The sequence below is a fragment of the Vibrio pelagius genome, from assembly GCF_024347575.1.
GTDB classification, from domain to species: domain Bacteria; phylum Pseudomonadota; class Gammaproteobacteria; order Enterobacterales; family Vibrionaceae; genus Vibrio; species Vibrio pelagius.
The window spans coordinates 60,075-79,493 of record NZ_AP025503.1; the positions used below are offsets into that span (position 1 = coordinate 60,075).

General features: G+C 46.8%; 17 protein-coding genes. 10 read left to right on the plus strand and 7 right to left on the minus strand.

Annotated elements, in window-relative coordinates; translation table 11 throughout:
* Positions 1-65 precede the first annotated feature (65 nt).
* A complete protein-coding gene (locus tag vsple_RS00275) occupies positions 66-1,307 on the plus strand; it encodes an NADH:ubiquinone reductase (Na(+)-transporting) subunit B (RefSeq protein ID WP_261882335.1) in 1,242 nt (413 codons plus the stop codon).
* 78 nt (positions 1,308-1,385) lie between these two features.
* Here vsple_RS00275 and vsple_RS00280 read toward each other — a convergent pair whose 3' ends face one another.
* The 3 genes from vsple_RS00280 to vsple_RS00290 form a co-directional block, all read right to left on the minus strand.
* Complete coding sequence (locus vsple_RS00280) at positions 1,386-1,634, minus strand: DUF6482 family protein (protein WP_032551034.1); 249 nt, start codon at positions 1,632-1,634, stop codon at positions 1,386-1,388.
* A 135-nt stretch (positions 1,635-1,769) separates the two neighbouring features.
* A complete protein-coding gene (gene gorA, locus vsple_RS00285) occupies positions 1,770-3,125 on the minus strand; it encodes a glutathione-disulfide reductase (protein ID WP_032551036.1) in 1,356 nt (451 codons plus the stop codon).
* Positions 3,126-3,322: 197 nt separating this feature from the next.
* On the minus strand, positions 3,323-4,162 hold the full coding sequence (locus vsple_RS00290) for a 23S rRNA (adenine(2030)-N(6))-methyltransferase RlmJ (protein WP_032551040.1): 840 nt from the start codon (positions 4,160-4,162) through the stop codon (positions 3,323-3,325).
* A gap of 272 nt (positions 4,163-4,434) precedes the next feature.
* Between vsple_RS00290 and prlC the strand changes: the two genes are divergently transcribed.
* Complete coding sequence (gene prlC, locus vsple_RS00295) at positions 4,435-6,477, plus strand: oligopeptidase A (RefSeq protein WP_261882336.1); 2,043 nt, start codon at positions 4,435-4,437, stop codon at positions 6,475-6,477.
* Positions 6,478-6,544: 67 nt separating this feature from the next.
* On the opposite strand, the gene asnC is transcribed toward prlC, so the two are convergent.
* Positions 6,545-7,009 carry a transcriptional regulator AsnC gene (asnC, locus tag vsple_RS00300; RefSeq protein WP_255231747.1) on the minus strand — a complete coding sequence of 155 codons (465 nt, stop codon included), beginning with the start codon at positions 7,007-7,009 and terminating at the stop codon, positions 6,545-6,547.
* Between the two features lie 98 nt (positions 7,010-7,107).
* Here asnC and vsple_RS00305 point away from each other — a divergent pair, with 98 nt between their 5' ends.
* From vsple_RS00305 to vsple_RS00315, 3 genes are all read left to right on the plus strand, one after another.
* On the plus strand, positions 7,108-10,248 hold the full coding sequence (locus tag vsple_RS00305) for an EAL domain-containing protein (RefSeq protein ID WP_261882337.1): 3,141 nt from the start codon (positions 7,108-7,110) through the stop codon (positions 10,246-10,248).
* Positions 10,249-10,361: 113 nt separating this feature from the next.
* Positions 10,362-11,141: a class I SAM-dependent methyltransferase gene (locus vsple_RS00310; RefSeq protein ID WP_255231745.1), complete on the plus strand. Its 780-nt coding sequence runs from the start codon at positions 10,362-10,364 to the stop codon at positions 11,139-11,141.
* 121 nt (positions 11,142-11,262) lie between these two features.
* Positions 11,263-11,883: a hypothetical protein gene (locus tag vsple_RS00315; protein WP_261882338.1), complete on the plus strand. Its 621-nt coding sequence runs from the start codon at positions 11,263-11,265 to the stop codon at positions 11,881-11,883.
* A gap of 83 nt (positions 11,884-11,966) precedes the next feature.
* Here vsple_RS00315 and vsple_RS00320 read toward each other — a convergent pair whose 3' ends face one another.
* Positions 11,967-12,845: a carboxylate/amino acid/amine transporter gene (locus vsple_RS00320; protein WP_261882339.1), complete on the minus strand. Its 879-nt coding sequence runs from the start codon at positions 12,843-12,845 to the stop codon at positions 11,967-11,969.
* A 51-nt stretch (positions 12,846-12,896) separates the two neighbouring features.
* Entirely contained in the window at positions 12,897-13,331 is a 435-nt protein-coding gene (uspA, locus tag vsple_RS00325; RefSeq protein WP_255231742.1) for a universal stress protein UspA, read from the minus strand.
* Positions 13,332-13,518: 187 nt separating this feature from the next.
* On the opposite strand from uspA, the gene ftnA reads away from it, so the two are divergent.
* The 3 genes from ftnA (at position 13,519) to vsple_RS00340 (ending at position 15,843) form a co-directional block, all read left to right on the plus strand.
* On the plus strand, positions 13,519-14,049 hold the full coding sequence (gene ftnA / locus vsple_RS00330) for a non-heme ferritin (protein ID WP_255231741.1): 531 nt from the start codon (positions 13,519-13,521) through the stop codon (positions 14,047-14,049).
* Between the two features lie 66 nt (positions 14,050-14,115).
* Positions 14,116-14,439 carry a universal stress protein UspB gene (gene uspB / locus vsple_RS00335; protein ID WP_255231740.1) on the plus strand — a complete coding sequence of 108 codons (324 nt, stop codon included), beginning with the start codon at positions 14,116-14,118 and terminating at the stop codon, positions 14,437-14,439.
* A gap of 210 nt (positions 14,440-14,649) precedes the next feature.
* Positions 14,650-15,843, plus strand: coding sequence for a BaiN/RdsA family NAD(P)/FAD-dependent oxidoreductase (locus vsple_RS00340; RefSeq protein ID WP_255231739.1), 1,194 nt, complete (start codon positions 14,650-14,652; stop codon positions 15,841-15,843).
* A 96-nt stretch (positions 15,844-15,939) separates the two neighbouring features.
* Here vsple_RS00340 and vsple_RS00345 read toward each other — a convergent pair whose 3' ends face one another.
* On the minus strand, positions 15,940-16,833 hold the full coding sequence (locus vsple_RS00345; protein WP_261882340.1) for a DMT family transporter: 894 nt from the start codon (positions 16,831-16,833) through the stop codon (positions 15,940-15,942).
* A 135-nt stretch (positions 16,834-16,968) separates the two neighbouring features.
* Here vsple_RS00345 and rmuC point away from each other — a divergent pair, with 135 nt between their 5' ends.
* Complete coding sequence (gene rmuC, locus vsple_RS00350; protein WP_255231734.1) at positions 16,969-18,501, plus strand: DNA recombination protein RmuC; 1,533 nt, start codon at positions 16,969-16,971, stop codon at positions 18,499-18,501.
* 65 nt (positions 18,502-18,566) lie between these two features.
* Entirely contained in the window at positions 18,567-19,346 is a 780-nt protein-coding gene (ubiE, locus tag vsple_RS00355) for a bifunctional demethylmenaquinone methyltransferase/2-methoxy-6-polyprenyl-1,4-benzoquinol methylase UbiE (RefSeq protein WP_261882341.1), read from the plus strand.
* Positions 19,347-19,419 lie beyond the last annotated feature (73 nt).

Consider the following 19,419-nt stretch of genomic DNA (forward strand, 5'->3'; position numbering starts at 1 on the left):
AAATTGCTCTCAACCCCCGTTTGTTTCGTATTGCTGGTGACTCACTAAAATGAGGTTACAAAGATATGAAATTGAAGAAGTGGATAGAGGGTGTCTCCCCTCAATTCGAAGCGGGTGGTAAGTACGAAAAGTGGTACCCCTTATATGAAGCAGCCGCGACCATATTCTATACCCCCGGTCATGTGAACAAAGGGCTAACCCATGTTCGAGACAGCATCGATCTCAAACGCATTATGATCATGGTGTGGCTAGCGACTTTTCCTGCGATGTTTTGGGGTATGTATAACGTCGGTCACCAAGCTGTCATGGGATTGAGTGCGACTTACTCTGGCGCAGAGCTGTTAGTGGTTATTGAGGGAAACTGGCGCTTGGCTTGGGCCTTTGGTAGCGCAGAAGCGCTCACATCGAGTGGTTGGCTGAGCCAGATGTGGTTGGGTGCGCTCTATTTCTTACCTGTTTATGCCACCGTGTTTGTTGTAGGGGGCTTTTGGGAGGTGTTGTTTGCCATAGTGCGCAAGCATGAGGTGAACGAGGGCTTTTTCGTTAGTTCGGTGCTGTTTGCTCTGATACTGCCGCCAACGATTCCACTTTGGCAAGCGGCATTAGGTATCACCTTCGGTATTGTGGTTGCCAAAGAGATCTTTGGTGGTACGGGCCGTAACTTCCTTAACCCAGCGCTTGCGGGGCGTGCATTTCTCTATTTTGCTTATCCGGCCAACATGTCAGGCGGCTTAGTATGGGTAGCGGCTGATGGCTATTCTGGTGCAACACCATTGAGTCAATGGTATGAGGGAGGTAATAGTGCACTTCTGAATAACATGACTGGGGAATCAATTTCTTGGATGGACGCCTTTGTCGGTAATATTCCCGGTTCGATGGGTGAAGTATCGTCGCTGCTAATCATGCTCAGCGGTTTGGCGCTTATTGCGATGAAGATAGCTTCGTGGCGGATTGTCGCAGGGGTGATAGTTGGTCTTGTTGCTACTTCAAGTCTGCTTAACTTGGTAGGGTCAGAAACCAATGCCATGTTCTCTATGCCCTTCTACTGGCATTTTGTACTTGGCGGCGTGGCTTTTGGTACTTTCTTCATGGCGACCGACCCGGTATCTGCAGCCTTTACCAATAAAGGGAAGTGGGCCTACGGTATTCTGATCGGGGTGATGACAATCGGGATTAGGGTGCTCAACCCAGCCTATCCCGAAGGCATTATGCTCGCAATACTGTTTGCTAACCTGTTTGCGCCACTGTTTGATTTCATCGTTCGTGAGGGCAACATTAAGCGCAGAAATAGACGCATGGCGCGTTAGAGAGAAAGCTTAGGCAGAAAAAGGGGGCTTATCAGTAAGTCCTCTTTTCAATTTGATTGTTTTGCGATGGGTAGGGAATCACCATCTTAAATCAACGCTGAGTGGCATGTCGCTGCCACACTGCTCACCACACATTTCATCGTAAGCGCTGTTGTGAATTAGGGTGGCTGACGTGATTGATTGGTCATTGAAGTGATCACGCACTTGGTTGAGACTCATAAACTTTTTTGGATGGTGGTCACTGTCCATCACCAGTCTACGGTTATGGTCTGTGACTTGATAAGCAAGGTAGATACCGCCTTCAAAAGATTCAATCAGTAGGTTCATAACACACTCCGATGTTTCGTTAAGAGAAAATCTTTGTCTGTTACGTTGAAATTTTGAGCAAAGTTCAGAGCAGGTACATAAAAAAAGCAGACCGAAGCCTGCTTTTCAAAGTCTAGAGAATGCTTGTGATAGCGATTAACGCATCGTAACAAACTCCTCGGAACCAGTAGGGTGGATAGCCACAACAGAGTCGAAGTCTGCTTTGGTTGCGCCCATCTTCATTGCTACACCGAAGCCTTGAATCATCTCGTCAACCGTGAAGCCAATGCCGTGTAGACCAACGACCGTTTCTTCTTCGCCAGCGCATACTAGCTTCATCTTACAAGGTTGACGGTGTTTGGTTACTGCTGTGTACATTGCAGTAAAGCCAGACGTGTAAACCTTGATGTTGTCTTTGCCGTACTTCTCTTCAGCTTCTTGAGTCGTTAGACCAATGGTGCCGATTGGTGGATGGCTGAATACAACAGTAGGAACAAGATCGTAGTCCATCTTCGCGTTGGTTTTACCGTTGAATAGGCGCTCAGAAAGCTGACGACCCGCTTTAACAGCCACTGGTGTTAGCTCGATACCACCTTCCATGATGTCACCTACACAGTAGATGCCAGGAACGTTAGTCGTTTGGTACTCGTCTACCTTGATGTAGCCGCGGTCGTTCGTTTCAACGCCCGTTGATGCTAGGTTGATCGCATCAGTTGCTGGGTGACGACCGATAGCCCAGATTAGGGTATCAACATTTTGGCTCTCACCGTTTTCTAGATGCAGAGTTAGGCTACCATCTGCTTCTTTAACCACTTCTTTGGGTACAGAATGAGTGTGTAGCGTTGGACCTTCTGCGTCCATCACTTCTACTAGCGTTTCGATGATCATTGGGTCGAAGCTGCGTAGTGGAGACTCTTTACGGCAGAATAGGTGTGTTTCTGTGCCTAGTGCGTGCAGAACGCCAGCAATCTCAACTGCGATGTAACCAGCACCGATAACCGCAACACGTTTTGGTTGCTCTGCAAGCTCGAAGAAGCCATTTGAATCAATGCCGTATTCAGCACCTGGAATGTTTGGAATCGTAGGACGACCACCCACTGCGATCAGGATGTGATCGGCTGTGTAGTGTTCACCGTTCACTTCAACCGTTTTCTCGTCAACAAACTTAGCAAAGCCTTTAATCACATTAACTTTGTTGTTGCCTAGAACACGATCGTAAGATTGGTGGATACGACCAATATAAGCTTGGCGGCTCTCAACCAGTTTACTCCAGTCGAAGCCTTTTACATCTACATCGAAGCCGTAGTCTTCTGCGTATAGGTTCATCGCTTCTGCAACTTGAGCACCGTGCCACATGACCTTTTTAGGAACACAGCCAACGTTTACACATGTGCCGCCTAGGTCTTGTGCTTCGATAAGTGCAACCTTTGCGCCGTACATTGCTGCACGGTTTGCTGATGCGATACCGCCGCTGCCACCGCCGATACAGATATAATCAAAATGAGTCGCCATTACTTTCTCCAAGAGCTTATTAATTTTGTTGATAACCATTACATTGGGGTGCGTCTGAGTGAACTCAACGCTATCAACATGAATTGTTACCTATCCTATGCTGCTATCATAAATCGAGTCTAGCAATTTACTAAATGGGAAAAAGTGACATTGCTTATGACAAATAGCGATGAAAGGATAGGAAAATGGAATCAGAGTTATTCAGGAACGATCCAGTCGACTTTCCAGTGGCCAGTTGCTGGCGCAATGGCGTCTTTGAGGAACGGCAGAATCTCTTTCATCTGGCTTTCCAGTTTCCAAGGTGGGTTAATCACTATCATCCCCGAAGCTGTCATACCGCGTTCATTGGTGTCTGGGGATACACCCAGTTCAATTTGCAGAATTTTGCGAATGCCGAGACCTTCTAGTCCTTCTATCATATCTTCAATATCGCAGCGGTTAACCACAGGATACCAAATAGCATAAATACCCGTTGCCCAGCGTTTATGGCTTTGGAAAATGGCGTTGACGACGTCACGATACTCTTTCGCTAGCTCGTAAGGTGGGTCGATCAGAACCAGACCACGACGCTCTTTTGGTGGTAAGCTGCCTTTTAGTCGCTTGAAGCCATCTTCTTTGTAGATAGAGACTTGGCGATCACGGTGGAACTCTTGCTCAAGCAGTGGATGATCGGCTGGGTGAAGCTCGGTCAGCACCATACGATCTTGTTCACGTAGGTGAGCACGAGCAACACGTGGTGAACCTGGGTAGTAACGCAGTTTTTCACCGTTGTTGAGGGTCGCGATAGCGTCTAGGTAGCTTTGAATCTCTTCTGGAATCTGCTTTTGATCCCAAACTCTTGCGATACCTTGTTTGTATTCGCCGGTCTTTTCCGACCATTCGTGAGTCAAGTCGTAGCGACCAACACCTGAGTGGGTATCGTGATAGACAAAAGGTTTGTCCTTCTGCTTCAGTGAATTAAGAATAAGGCTTTGTACAATATGCTTAACCACATCGGCATGGTTACCTGCGTGGAAGCTGTGGCGATAACTTAACAAATTAAACTCTCGTAACACTCTCGCTATAGAGTGTGGTTGGTGTCGGTGGGTATTCTGTCTTCATTATATACCGCACTAGCTAATAAATTCTCCCCAAAATGCGGGTGTCGTCGCGAGGGTGAACGGTTAGTTATTGGTTCTACTATTGAAATTTGCGCTTATGGACACTATTTAATAACTATTCGCATGTCATTATTAGCTCACTCAGCTCGATACTGTAAGACGACCCAATTACTTAAAGACGCAAGTCTCCAAGCCAAAGGAATGTTTATATGTCTAACCCGCTATTAACCTTCACGGACCTACCGCCGTTTTCACAGATCACCCCTGCGCACGTCAAGCCAGCGGTAGAGCAAGTGATTGAAGAGTGTCGCAATAAGATAGAACAAGTACTTGAAGGTAATACCTCGCCAAGCTGGGACAACCTAGTGGCTCCGATTGAAGAGGTGGATGACCGCCTTAGCCGCATTTGGTCACCAGTGAGCCATATGAACTCTGTCGTGAACAGCGATGAACTGCGTGAAGCGTACGAGAGCTGCTTGCCTCTGCTTTCTGAGTACGGTACTTGGGTAGGTCAACACAAAGGCTTGTTTGAGGCTTACAAAGCGATCAAAGCGAGTGATGAATTTGCATCATTGAGCCAAGCACAGCAGAAAACCATTACCGATGCACTACGTGATTTCGAATTGTCGGGCATTGGCCTACCGGCTGACGAGCAACATCGCTATGGTGAGATCAGCAAGCGCATGTCTGAGCTAGGCTCTCAGTTCTCTAATAACGTGCTCGATGCCACTATGGGTTGGAGCAAGCAGATCACGGACGTGGCAGAGCTTGCCGGTATGCCAGAGTCAGCATTAGCGGCAGCGAAAGCCGCCGCAGAAGCGAAAGATCTAGAGGGCTACCTTCTAACTCTGGATATCCCATCTTACCTACCGGTGATGACTTACTGTGACAACCAAGCACTGCGCAAAGAGCTGTATGAAGCGTACGTGACTCGCGCATCAGACCGTGGTCCAAACGCTGGTAAATGGGATAACAGCGAGATCATCACAGAACAACTTAAGCTGCGTCACGAAATCGCACGTATGCTTGGTTTTGGTACGTACAGCGAGAAATCTCTGGCAACCAAAATGGCCGAGACGCCGGATCAGGTACTGGGCTTTTTGAACGACCTAGCGGTGAAAGCAAAACCTCAAGGTGAGCGTGAAGTGGAAGAGCTGCGTCAGTTCGCCGAAAAAGAGTTTGGTGTGTCTGAGTTGGAGCTTTGGGACATCGCTTACTACAGCGAAAAACAGAAGCAGCACCTATTTGAGATCTCGGATGAAGAGCTACGCCCTTACTTCCCAGAATCTAAAGCCGTCTCAGGTCTGTTTGAAGTGCTAAACCGAGTGTTTGGTATGACAGTGCAAGAGCGTGAAGGCGTGGATACTTGGCATGAGTCAGTGCGTTTCTTTGACATCTTTGATGCTAATGAGGCACTGCGTGGCAGCTTTTACCTAGATTTGTACGCACGTGAGCACAAGCGTGGTGGCGCATGGATGGATGATTGCCGTGGTCGTCGTATTACCGCATCGGGTGAGCTGCAAACGCCGGTTGCGTATCTAACGTGTAACTTCAACAAGCCTGTGGGCGATAAGCCTGCACTGTTTACTCACGATGAAGTGGTGACTCTGTTCCACGAGTTTGGTCACGGTATTCACCACATGCTGACTCAAGTGGAAGCGGGCGCGGTTTCGGGTATCAATGGCGTACCTTGGGATGCGGTCGAGCTACCAAGTCAATTCCTAGAAAACTGGTGCTGGGAAGAAGAGGCGCTAGCGTTTATCTCGGGTCACTACGAGACCGGTGAAGCGCTACCAAAAGAGATGCTAGAGAAGATGCTCGCGGCGAAGAACTTCCAATCGGCGATGTTTATTCTGCGTCAGCTAGAGTTCGGTCTGTTCGATTTCACGCTACACACAACGTATGACCCTGAAGTAGGCGCACGTGTGCTTGAAACGCTGGCAGAGGTGAAGTCGAAGGTTGCGGTATTGCCAAGCCTAGAGTGGAACCGTTTCTCTCATAGCTTTAGCCATATCTTTGCGGGTGGCTACAGCGCGGGCTACTACAGCTATCTTTGGGCTGAAGTACTGTCATCAGATGCATTCTCAGCATTTGAAGAAGAGGGCATCTTTAATGCAGAAACGGGTAAACGCTTCCTAAACAACATCCTTGAGATGGGGGGCAGTGAAGAACCTATGGAGTTATTTAAGCGCTTCCGTGGTCGTGAGCCACAAATCGATGCCATGCTGCGTCACGCGGGTATCAGCGCCTAAGATTGCGTTAATCGAACCTAAAAAGAGCCTCTTCGTGAGGCTCTTTTGGTATTTATACATCAACCTATTATGGGTTTACGTTGCGATTGATTGGATTTTGCAGCGAGATTAGCGTCTCGGTTGATTGCACTTCATCAATCGCTTGCAGCTTATCAATCAACACGTATTGCAGCTCTTCAATGGATTTACACATCAATTTTACAAAGATGTTGTAAGCGCCTGTGGTGTAGTAGGCCTCGACCACCTCATCGAGTGCATTTAATTTCGCAATCGCAGAGTGGTAATCTCTTGCGGCATTGAGGTTGATGCCGATAAAACAGCATACATCGTAGCCTAGCTTCTTGGTGTTAACCACCACTTCCGTGCCTTCAATGACTTCTGCTGATTTCATCTTCTCAATGCGCACGTGAATCGTCGCAGGGCTCACATCGAACTGCTTCGCCATCTCCGCATAAGGGGTGCGAGCGTCTTCCATTAACGTTTTAAGAATGGCGCGATCTAGATCATCAAGACGAGCGGTTGAAGTCGGCATGCAAACCTCGTGAATTGGTTGAAAGTTTAATAGCTAGAGTACACATCATAGCCAAGGGTGATAATATTAGCAGCAAGTGTGTTGTAAGGGTGAGCTTAGTGCGATTTTCGTTATTTTTTATTCTTTTGATTTGGAGCTTTTGGGTTTCTGCTCAATCAAAAGATGTATTGGTTGTTCACTCCTATCACCAAGGCTTTTTCTGGACAGATAATTTTCAAAAAGGGCTGGCTACAGAACTTGATCGCGATGACCTTTCCTATCGAGTGGTGTACTTGGACAGCAAACGTGCTCAAAGTGAAGAGTACTTCGATAAACTCTATCAGCTCTACCGTACTAAACTTGCCAGTGAAGAGTTCTCTGCTGTTGTCGTTAGCGATAACAACGCCCTCAATTTGATGAAACGGCTCGCACCAGAGCTAAACGGTACACCGGTTGTTTTCGGCGGTATCAACAACTACTCTCCTGCCATGATAGAGGGTCTTAAAGCGACAGGGATAACCGAAGACATTGATATAAAAAGCAATGTTACTCTGATTCAGCGCTTACAACCTATGACGAACAAGATCTACATCGTTACTGACTTCTCTGTCACTGGAGAAGCGGTTCGCGCGCAAGTGGATCGCCATTTGCAGCAGTACCCAAAACACGCTGATCTTATTGAGCACTACCAGCCTCGATCCTATCGTGAATTGGTAAACTTTGCGCAACAAGCGGACATGAACCAAAGCTTGTTGTTCTGGGTTTATTATAGAGATGCGAAAGGCTACGTCAGCAATGACAGTGATTGGCGTGAACTGAACAAACTATCGAAAATGCCCATCTATATGGTGCATGACCTTGGCCTGGGTTTTGGCGCCATTGGTGGTGTGATTCAGAGTGGCTTGAGTCAAGGTCGTGAGACTGGACGTACTCTACGTCGTATTCTTGCCAACCCCGAGCAAGGGCTACTTCCTGTGGTTGAAGGCGCTGCTGAGGTTAAGCTCGATTACCAGCAACTCAACCGTTGGGGCTTGGGTGAACATAATGATCTCTCGGCAACTTTTTATAATAAACCTCAATCCTTTTTGGAGCGTTACCAAGATGAGATTCGTACATTAGGTCTACTGTTTCTGGTCATGAGTTGTGTGATTGTGACCTTGATTTATTACATGAATCGCCTCAAAAAGAGTGAGCGTGATAGTCGTAAAAGTCAGATTTTATTGGAGTCTATCTTTGATCAGAGCTTGCAATTTATAGGCATCATTGATCGTGATGGCGTACTGCTTTCGAGTAACAGTAAACTGCATGAGCTGCTCTATAATCAAGGCTATCAAGTTGGTGCGCCCATCTATCAGCATCAGCATTGGGAAGACGCAGCGAGAGAATCTCTGAAGAAGTATTTCGTGGAAGCGCAGTCATATACGTCACTGCGTTTTGAAGCCGAGGTGTGGTGCCGAGATAGCGGTGTCCTGGTGCTGGATATCTCACTGAAACCAATGCCAGATAGCGAATCCAATGAGCTGCATTTCCTGTTTGAAGCGCGCGATGTGACCTCTCGAAAACTGGCTGAAAACAAACTGTTCCAGCGTGAGGCGAATCTCAAGCTCTATTACGATAAACAACCCGTGATGATGATTACGCTGGATGAAAACAATCGCATTCAGCAGGTCAACCAATTTGCGGAGGAGTTGTTGGGTTATCCATTAAGCGAGCTACTTGGCCACCGTCCACGTGAGTTTTATGTCGATCGCAATGCCATGATTCCGCGTCAAATCCTCCTTCAACCTCAGCATAAGTCGTGTGGAGTATGGCGTCGTGATATTCAATATCGTCATGCCGACGGCAGTAAAATTTGGATTCGTGAAAATATTCGACCGCTGGTGGATTCAAATCAGCTGTTGATTGTCGGTGAAGACATCACAGAGACGCATGAACTGGCAGAACAGTTGGAGTACCAAGCTCGTTACGATTTGCTGACTCATACTTTCAATCGAAACCACTTTGAGCAAGAACTGCAGAAGGCGCTTAAAGAAATTGAGAGCCATATGCGCACTCACGCCATGCTGTATCTCGACCTAGACCAACTGAAAGTACTCAACGATACTGCTGGTCACGAAGCGGGCGATGCAGCGATTCTATTTAGCGCGGGCTTGCTTGAGAGCGTGCTGCCTTACAATGCAGTGTTAGCGCGCATGGGGGGCGATGAATTTGCGGTGTTACTTAAAGACTGTACTGAACGAGATGCCGTTAATGTGTGTCGCAGCATTATCGCAATGATGGGTGAAAACGCCTTCCTTTGGGGGGACATTCAACTCAATCTCACCTGCTCAATCGGTATACGTTTGATTGACCATACCGCAGCTTCTCCACAGATGGTGCATGCTCAAGCTGATGCGGCCTGCCATGCCGCCAAAGAAGAGGGAAGAAACCGCTACCATTTATACCATCAAGATGATGAAGATCTGCGTCGTCGCCACTTGGAGATGGAGTGTGTCAACTTAGTGCATGAAGCACTGGCTCATGATCGCATCGAGCTGTTTGCTCAGCGGATCGTTGGCTTAGATACACAGAGTGATCTGATGCATTTCGAAATATTGGTGCGGATCAAGAATCACAAGGGTGAGTACATCTCCCCTGGGATCTTTATGCCGGCATCTGAGCGCTACAACATTGCTCACCTGATTGACCGACAAGTGGTGAGTCAAACATTAGCTTGGCTAGAAGAGAGTGATGGTGTGGTCGATGAATTGGGGATGTGCTCGATTAACCTTTCTGGTCATTCGATGGGCAACCGCGAGTTTGTTGAATTCTTGATTGATAGCTTAGAACAGTCAGCTGTGCCGTGCGACAAGATCTGCTTAGAGATCACTGAAACGGCAGCGATGAGTAATATGCAGCAGGCAATTAAGCTGTTTACGCAGTTGAAAGAGCTCGGCTGTATTATTGCTCTGGATGACTTTGGTTCAGGCTTGTCTTCATTTGGGTACTTAAAGAAGCTACCGGTTGATATTGTGAAAATTGACGGACTGTTTGTGCGTGATATCGATGTCAATGAAATGGACTATATCATGGTACGCTCAATCCACGATCTCGCCAAACAGATGGGTAAATACACGGTAGCTGAGTTTGTTGAGAACACCCAGATCCTCGATAAGCTTATTGAGCTTGGGGTTAACTACGCGCAGGGTTATGTCATTGGTCGTCCAAAGCCGTTGCCTGAGCTGGTCGCCAAGCTAAGGCAAGAACGTTCGCTTTCATGAATAATCACGACGATATATAACGATTAAGTCATTCCACATTACGTATTTGTGAGGCAATCAGGTAAACTGGTTGCCTCAACTGTTTTGAATCAGCGAGTCCTCTGGAGACCACCTTGCAACTACAACTGATTTGCGAAGACGCAAGCCAAATCGAACGCCTTAATGAGCTAGCATCACGCTGGCACCTTTCTCATGACGAGAACAGTGTATTTGCCTTGGTGCTCACCAATGAAAGACTTGAACTACGCAAAGTCGATGAGCCTAAGCTTGGCGCCATCTTTGTCGATTTGGTCGGTGGTGCAGTAGGACATAGGCGTAAGTTTGGTGGCGGTAAAGGCCAAGCTATTGCCAAAGCTGCCGGTCTGAACAAAGGTGCGACGCCAACCATTCTTGATGGTACAGCTGGCTTAGGGCGTGATGCATTTGTATTGGCGTCATTAGGCTGTAAAGTGCAGATGGTCGAGCGTCACCCTGTGGTTGCAGCTCTGCTTGATGACGGCCTGCAGCGCGCTAAGCAAGATGCGGATATCGGCACTTGGGTGAGTGAACGTATGAGCCTTATTCATGCATCAAGCCATGATGCGCTCGATAAACTGAGCGCCGACCCTGAATTTGCTCAGCCGGATGTTGTTTATCTTGACCCTATGTATCCACACCCAGAGAACAAGAAAAAGTCCGCTTTGGTGAAAAAAGAGATGCGCGTATTCCAATCCCTTGTGGGTGCCGATCTCGATGCGGATGGGCTATTACAACCAGCTTTGAAGCTTGCCGCGAAACGTGTTGTGGTGAAAAGACCCGATTATGCGGCTTGGTTGGATGAGCAAAAACCGAGTATGGCGATTGAGACCAAAAAGAACCGTTTTGATGTGTACGTAAAAGCATCAATGACTTAGCGGAAGACAGAAAAATCGTTGCGTCAGAAATACGCTAAAACTGCATATTTTGCTTGCGATAGCCGTGTTAGAGATGTATATCTAACTAAGAATTATTATTATTCTTAGCTGGAGTTGTAGCATGGCTAAACGCTTTTGTAAGTTAAACCGTCGAGACATTACTGAACATCTAGGCGAAATTCACCGCTTGGTGAGTGAACCTAAGTTTGTGTGCCGTTCGTGCGCTCGCTCGTCTGCTGACAAAGCGAACCTATGTAAGCCTGCAGCGATTCCACCGGTGAGTTGCCAAATTAAGCCAGACAGCGAAAAAGCGGCTTGCGGGCTGCTTGCTGAGGCAATAACTTCAGCGCCAGCCAATGTGCTTAGTCAAGAACCTCTCAACCTTGCAGCTTCCGCCAAACGTGCATCAAACAACAAGTCGCAACTTGTTGTCAAAAAGATACAAGCTCAAAAGCGACAAGCTAAGAAAACCCAAACGATGAAGGCACAAGCGATTCAGACATTGGATATGCAGCTGTCACCGTCTTCTGAACTGCTGGATAAGAGTGAGCTAAAGCGCGCGAAGAAAGTGGCGAAGAAACAGAAGAAGTACAACAAAAAGCTGGCTAAGATGATCAAAAAGCAGCAAAAGCTGTACAAGAAAAGCCGTAAGCTGCAGAGCCAGTTGGAAAGTATTAACCTGCAAGTTGATAGCACTGCTTTAACAGTGAATAGCAGCTCAAAAGTGAGTCATATTCATTAGTCCAACAGACATAAATAGAATTGAATTAAAAAGAGCGACCTGAGGTCGCTCTTTTGGGGTTTGCAACTGAGCTTTGTTTGCATTTAAGCTTTGTTCAGGCTCTGCTCAACACGCCTTTTAACCCACGTCTCATTCACCCACAGTGACAACAAGATAATCCCGCCACCAATCGACAGTCTCACCAGGTCTACATCACGGTTCCAAATGAGAATATTCACCACTAACCCAGCAGGCACCAGTGCATTATTCATTACCGCAAGTGCGCCTGCGTTGACGAGGCTTGCGCCCTTATTCCAGAAGAAGTAACCCAAACCTGAGGCGATTAAGCCAAGGTAGATCAAGATACCCCATTGAGTGGACGTCGTTGGCAGTTTATCGCTATTACCAAGCAGTAAGAAGGCCACTGACGCGACGCAGAATGCGCCAAGATAGAAATAACCAAACACGGTATGCTGTGGTAATTCGACAGACTCTTGCTCCATAATGGTTTTATAGCCAACCTGACCAATGGCAAAACAGAGGTTCGCACCTTGAACAACAAGGAAGCCCATTAGGAAGTTGTCATTAACACCTGCGAACTTAATGAACGCGGCACCGGCGACTGCGATTGCTGCTGTCACTAAATACCAAGGCGAGAACTGACCTTTTAAGAAGTCATAAATCAGGGTGACGTAAATCGGCGTGAAGACGGTGAACAACAGCACCTCTGGTACTGAAAGCAGTAAAAACGACTGATAGTAGAAGCAGTACATCAAGCCAAGCTGTATGCCGCCAATCGTCATCAGCTTCGCGATCAGTTTTTTTGAAATGCCTCGAAACTTCAAGAAAGGAAGGAAGACCAGTCCGGCAAGCGCGACGCGCATCCAGACGGAAAACCATGAATCAACCTGACCCGCGAGATAAACCCCGATCAGGCTGAAAGAGAAGGCCCAAAGAAGGGTAACACCAGATAAATAACGCATAACAATAATTCGTAGTAAAAGTATGCGCTTATGTTACCCAACTGTAATCAATTAGTCTTCTGGATCCCGTAATGGAATGACCAGCATATCGACTGGGGTGGCGTTTATCAGTTGGCGAGTCGAAGACAGCAGCTTACTCCAAAAATCTTGATGGTGACCACAAACCACGAGATCGACATTGTACTCTTTGATGGTATCGCACAGCTCATGGCTGAGGTCCCCGCTGCCCACTAAGGTGTGGGTGATTGGGTATTGCGCGTGCTCAGCAAAGTCACTCAATTGAATACGAGAAGCTTCCATCGCATTGTGTTGGGTTTCGGCCATGTTGATATCAATTAGCCCTGTATAGAGCTCTGCATAGTTGATATCGATGTGGATAAAAGAGACTTTGGCATCCAGCGGTTTAGCTAGTGCGACTGCTTTGTCTACGATCAGTTTACTGTCGTCAGATAAATCGACGGCGACCAAAATATGTTTGTAACTCATACCGCTATCTCCTTACTCATTGTCTAGTTAAAGATTAGCACTAAGGTTGGTGTTTTTTTGTTGAAGTGATCTCATATCCACTCTCTTGCGTAGGATTACATTAAAATGACGGTTAATTAATAGCCTGCGAGATATTCATAAAATAGTGATATAATGGGGAAAACGAAGGCGTAACTAGGAGACGTAAATGCTGTCTACAACTATGGTTGAACAACTGAATGAGCAAATTAATCTAGAATTTTTCTCATCCAATCTATACTTACAAATGAGTGCTTGGTGTGAAGATAAAGGATTTGAAGGAGCAGCAGAGTTTTTACGCGCTCATGCAGTGGAAGAAATGGAACATATGCAGCGTTTGTTCACTTATGTGAGTGAAACAGGTGCGATGCCTATTCTAGGTGCAATCGAAGCACCAAAGCATGAGTTTGAGAGCCTAGGTGCTGTTTTCCGCGAGACTTACGAACATGAGCAGATGATCACAGATAAGATCAATAAACTGGCTCACGTTGCTTTCAGCACACAAGATTACTCTACCTTTAACTTCCTACAGTGGTATGTCGCTGAGCAGCACGAGGAAGAGAAACTGTTCAAAGGTATTCTGGATAAGCTAGAGCTTGTTGGTGAAGATGGCAAAGCCCTATTCTTTATTGATAAAGACTTAGCGCAATTGGCAAAAGATGGTTCATCTTCAATTATGGATGCTCCTGCAGCGGTATAAGCTGTAAGAAAAAGCTCTGATTGTCTTTTTCTTTTGAGTAGCCTGTGAGGGTGTAGGGAGGAAAGGATGATCAGTGGCGATACTATTCTACTAGCATTGATGGTTGTGACCTGCGTTAACTTGGTTCGCTATGTTACGGCACTCAGAAAACTCATCTATATCATGCGCGAGGCGCACCCGCTTTTGTATCAACAAGTCGATGGTGGTGGTTTCTTCACGACCCACGGCAACGTGACCAAGCAGGTGAGGCTATTTAGCTATATCAAGAGTAAAGAGTACCATCACCACCACGATCCGGTATTTACTGGTAAATGCGATAGAGTAAGAGAGCTATTCATTTTATCTGTCTCTCTACTGGGTGTAACGTTACTAGCGGCATTCTTGGTTTAAACCAGTCTGATGTAATAGGTAGAGTACCCAAAAGATGCATGGCATTGCGCCCTATGTGAGCGCGATGTAGGCAATTGCAAAGTTAAAATTTGACGCTAGAATAGCGAGCAAAGAGTAAGGATGTGCTGATAACGCACATCCTTTTTTATTGGTAACGTCACTGGTATAGGAAGTACTGAGTGATGACTGGGTAAGATTAAGCAGAACACAATGAGTGAAAAATTTGATGTCATCGTAATTGGCGCAGGTGCCGCTGGCCTAATGTGTGCCGCAGAAGCGGGCAAACGAGGTCGACGCGTGCTGGTGGTCGATCATGCCAAAAAGCCAGGTCGAAAAATTTTGATCTCGGGTGGCGGTCGCTGCAATTTCACTAATTACGACGTGTCTGCTAATAACTACCTATGTAATAACCGTCATTTCGTTAAATCAGCGCTGTCTCAGTACACCAACTGGGACTTCATCTCCATGGTGAGTAAATACGGCATTGAGTTTGAAGAGCGCGATCATGGACAGTTGTTCTGTGTGAATGACCATACGGCGAAAGATATCGTCAGCATGCTGCTTGCTGAATGTGATGATGCCGGCGTCCAACAGCGCTACCGCTGTGATGTTCACTCGATAGAAAAAACCGAAGCAGGCTTTCAACTGCACCTGAATACCGAGCAAGTTGAGTGTGAATCTTTGGTCGTTGCTACCGGAGGCTTGTCGATGCCGAAACTGGGGGCGACGCCATTTGGTTATAAAATCGCTGAACAGTTTGGTTTGTCTGTCATGCCAACCTGTGCCGGTCTTGTGCCTTTTACTCTGCATAAAGAGGATAAAGAGGACTTTGCTGAGCTATCTGGTATTGCGATCCCTGCAGAAATCACCGCGCAAGATGGTACTCTGTTCAAAGAAGCGCTGCTGTTTACTCACCGTGGTCTATCAGGCCCTTCTGTTCTGCAAATCTCTTCTTTCTGGAAAGCAGGTCAAGCGGTCTCAATTAACCTTGTCCCTGAAGCGGATGTGGCCGAGCTGCTTGAGCGCTCACGTGAGAAACACCCAAATCAAAGCTTGAAGAATACGCTGGCGAAAGTACTACCCAAACGTCTGGTAGAAGCTCTAATTGAACGTAAAGAGCTGCAAGACAAACCACTCAAGCAATTCAATGAGAAGCAACTGGCCGCGATCACCGAGCATCTAGAAAACTGGAAAATCGCGCCAAATGGTACTGAAGGCTACCGTACTGCAGAAGTAACCTTGGGCGGTGTTGATACTGATCACCTGTCGTCAAAAACGATGGAGTGTAAGACCGTACCAGGCTTATACTTTGTTGGTGAAGTGATGGATGTTACCGGTTGGTTGGGAGGCTATAACTTTCAATGGTGTTGGAGCTCTGGTTTCGCAGCAGGGCAGTGGGTATAGCGCCTAGTTTAATCATAGAAAAAGGTGAGTCATGAAAGACTCACCTTTTTGTATTTTAGGAACGTAATTCGGACTTTAAGCTCTATTTAGGCGTTTTTAGGCGCTTTTGCCCTTAGATAGCTTGAGTTGTTGAATTACTAAGCCAGTAATGATCAGCACCAAGCCGAATAAAGTGGATGGATGAATTTCTTCACCTATGATGGTTGCGAGAAGCATTAATGAGATAAACGGTGATGCAAAAATCAGATTACTGATACGCGCAGTGTTATTGGTGGATTTAAGTGCTGATAGCCACAATACAAAGGTAATCCCCATCTCAAACAGGCCAACATAAGTGACGGCCATCCAGCCCTTAGCTGTGATCTGACTAAAGCCTTGTCCTTCATACAGAGTTAAGCCAATTGCAAAAGGCAGTGCAACTAAGAAGCCGAGCAATACACCCACCACGGGATCGGCTCTGTTTTTGGTGTTTAAGATCCAGTAACCCGCCCAAAGCAGTGTTGATAACAGCGCTAAACCAACGCCGAGTGGACTATCAAACTGCATCCCCAACACATCGCCCTTGGTCGCGATCACAACCACACCTAAGTAGCTGAAGGTACAGGCCACCCAGTCTTGCTTGCGAATCTTCTGCCCCAAGAAAACAGCCGCCATTAAGGTCAAGGTGATCGCCCAACTGTAGTTGATCGCTTGAGCTTGAGAAGCAGGGAGCAGGTCGTAAGCTTTAAAGAGAATCAGATAATAAGCCAGCGGATTGACGAGGCCGAGCAGTAAGTAATACCAAGGGTTAGCAAAAAAGGTAGTAGAGAGCTGAGAAAGCTTGCCTTGGAAGTAACAAATAACGATCAGAGCAATCGAAGAGACAACGCTGGCAATAGTCAGCATTTGAATCGGTGAAAACTCAGCTAAGGTTAGCTTAAAAGCGGTGGCTACCGTTGACCAGAGTAGTACCGCGGAAAGGCCAAAGCCGAGGGCGCGACGTTCGTTCATAAAAGCTCATCAAGTTGAATAAGGTAAAGGTGGAAGCTTAGTCTATATGTCGAAATTTAATACGGCAAACTGGACATTTATCCAGTATCAAAATACCATTTAATGAGTTATCTCCAATTAGGCTAAGTTACTACCATGCAATGGATTATCGATCACCAAACGACCCTTATCGCAGCCGCTTCAACCGCGGTAATCAGCGGTAGCCTTGTGGGTTGGTGGATTAAGCAGAAACTTTTATTCCAACAGCAGCTTTTAGAGCAGCAGTTGAAGTCTGATCGTCAGTTGCATGAGTCGCAAACTGCCCAGCTAAAGGCCTCATTAGCAGAGGCTCAGCAAGAGCTTGATGAGCTCGATGATGAGCGTGACAAAGCTGCTTTTGAGCTTAAGCAAGCCCACGGTAAGGTCATGGCGGCGATGGAGAAATTGCGTTATTTCGAAGCGGTAAAACAAGAGCGCCAGCAGTACTTTGATGAGATTAATAGTCTTAAAGATCAAAAATCTGAGCTTGAAGCCGAGTTGCGAGAGCAAGAAGCGCGTCACGACCAAGAGAACCTTGCCAACCACGAAAAGCTGCAGCTTTTAGAGCAAGCAGAAACACGTTTGAAGCAGCAGTTTGAGCACCTCGCCAACCAGCTTTTTGAGGCCAAAACCGCTAAGGTCGATCAGCAGAATAAGCAGAGCTTAGAGGGGCTATTATCTCCACTCAGAGAACAGCTTGAGGGCTTTAAGAAACAGGTTAATGACAGCTTTAGTCAAGAAGCCAAAGAGCGTCACACCTTAGTTCATGAGCTCAAGAACTTGCAACGCCTGAATGAAAGCATGACGCGAGAAGCGGTTAACCTGACTCAAGCACTTAAAGGCGATAATAAACAGCAAGGCAACTGGGGTGAAGTGGTACTGGCGCGCGTACTCGCAGAATCCGGCCTGCGAGAAGGGCATGAGTATCAAACTCAGGTCAATTTACAAAATGAAGCGGGTAAGCGCTATCAACCCGATGTGATTGTTCACTTACCTCAAAACAAACAAGTCATAGTGGATTCGAAAATGGCGCTGGTGGCGTATGAGCGCTACTTCAATGCAGAAAGCGATGCTGAGCGTGATGTCGCATTGCGTGACCATTTAGTCTCATTGCGCGCGCACATTAAAGGTTTGAGTCAGAAAGATTACCATCAACTGAAAGGCATTCAGAGCCTCGACTATGTATTGATGTTTATTCCTGTCGAGCCTGCATTCCAAGTGGCGATTCAGGCTGATCCAAGCCTAGTCAAAGACGCGATGGAGCAAAATATTATTCTGGTTAGCCCAACCACTTTGTTGGTGGCACTACGTACCATTGATAATCTGTGGCGCAATGAGCGTCAGAATCAAAATGCGCAAATCATCGCTGAACGTGCAAGTAAATTGTACGATAAGCTGCGTTTATTCGTCGATGATATGGAAAGCCTTGGTGGGGCGCTGGACAAAGCAAACCAAAACTATCAAGGGGCGATGAATAAGCTCGCAACTGGGCGGGGTAACGTGATTCGTCAGGCCGAGAGCTTCAAACAGCTAGGGGTTGAGGTGAAAAAGCCAATTGCCGTTAGCCTGACAGAGCTCGCGCAAAACGAGGCTTTTTCAGAAAATGCCTCGTTAGTAGAAAGACAACCCGCTGAGGATAAAGTAAACTAATCGACCGCAGCGCGTTCAAAGGCTTATTGCGCTGCCATTGAGGACTTACCAGGGTAGAGAACAGCATGACGGACACCAGTGTGCAAACAAATACAGTAGTAGAATCAGAAACCACACACTTTGGTTTTGAGACAGTCGCAAAAGAAGAAAAAGTTGCGAAAGTTGCAGAGGTTTTTCACTCTGTAGCTGCGAAGTACGACATTATGAATGACCTGATGTCAGGTGGTGTTCACCGTCTATGGAAGCGCTTTACCATTGATTGCAGTGGCGTACGCCCAGGTCAACGCATCTTAGACCTTGGTGGTGGTACTGGCGACCTAACCGCAAAATTCTCGCGCATTGTGGGCGAGAACGGCCACGTAGTCCTTGCTGATATCAACAACTCGATGCTGAATGTGGGCCGTGACAAGCTGCGTGATAGCGGTATTGTTGGTAACGTTCACTACGTTCAAGCGAACGCAGAAGAGCTGCCATTCCCAGATAACTACTTTGATTGCATCACTATCAGCTTCTGTCTACGTAACGTAACAGACAAGGACAAAGCACTTCGTTCAATGTTCCGCGTGTTGAAGCCAGGCGGTCGTCTATTGGTATTGGAGTTTTCTAAGCCAGTACTTGAGCCACTTTCAAAAGTGTACGACGCCTACTCATTCCACCTATTGCCGAAGATGGGTGAGATTATCGCGAATGATGCAGACAGCTACCGTTACCTTGCTGAGTCGATTCGTATGCACCCAGACCAAGAAACGCTGGAAGGCATGATGCAAGAAGCGGGCTTTGAAAATACGAAGTACTACAACCTAACCGGCGGTATTGTTGCGCTACACCGCGGTTATAAGTTCTAAGACAGAACTCAAGTAAAATCGACAACGAATTATAAGATACAACGGATAGGTTTCGGCTTATCCGTTTTCAAAG

Bases quoted from the DNA above. Each gene is read 5' to 3' on its own strand.
- vsple_RS00280 (WP_032551034.1), bottom strand. From the start codon at position 1,634: ATGAACCTACTGATTGAATCTTTTGAAGGCGGTATCTACCTTGCTTAT.
- vsple_RS00345 (WP_261882340.1), bottom strand. From the start codon at position 16,833: ATGAACGAACGTCGCGCCCTCGGCTTTGGCCTTTCCGCGGTACTACTC.
- uspB (WP_255231740.1), top strand. From the start codon at position 14,116: ATGATCAGTGGCGATACTATTCTACTAGCATTGATGGTTGTGACCTGC.
- rmuC (WP_255231734.1), top strand. From the start codon at position 16,969: ATGCAATGGATTATCGATCACCAAACGACCCTTATCGCAGCCGCTTCA.
- prlC (WP_261882336.1), top strand. From the start codon at position 4,435: ATGTCTAACCCGCTATTAACCTTCACGGACCTACCGCCGTTTTCACAG.
- uspA (WP_255231742.1), bottom strand. From the start codon at position 13,331: ATGAGTTACAAACATATTTTGGTCGCCGTCGATTTATCTGACGACAGT.
- vsple_RS00340 (WP_255231739.1), top strand. From the start codon at position 14,650: ATGAGTGAAAAATTTGATGTCATCGTAATTGGCGCAGGTGCCGCTGGC.
- asnC (WP_255231747.1), bottom strand. From the start codon at position 7,009: ATGCCGACTTCAACCGCTCGTCTTGATGATCTAGATCGCGCCATTCTT.
- ubiE (WP_261882341.1), top strand. From the start codon at position 18,567: ATGACGGACACCAGTGTGCAAACAAATACAGTAGTAGAATCAGAAACC.
- ftnA (WP_255231741.1), top strand. From the start codon at position 13,519: ATGCTGTCTACAACTATGGTTGAACAACTGAATGAGCAAATTAATCTA.
- vsple_RS00275 (WP_261882335.1), top strand. From the start codon at position 66: ATGAAATTGAAGAAGTGGATAGAGGGTGTCTCCCCTCAATTCGAAGCG.
- vsple_RS00320 (WP_261882339.1), bottom strand. From the start codon at position 12,845: ATGCGTTATTTATCTGGTGTTACCCTTCTTTGGGCCTTCTCTTTCAGC.
- gorA (WP_032551036.1), bottom strand. From the start codon at position 3,125: ATGGCGACTCATTTTGATTATATCTGTATCGGCGGTGGCAGCGGCGGT.
- vsple_RS00315 (WP_261882338.1), top strand. From the start codon at position 11,263: ATGGCTAAACGCTTTTGTAAGTTAAACCGTCGAGACATTACTGAACAT.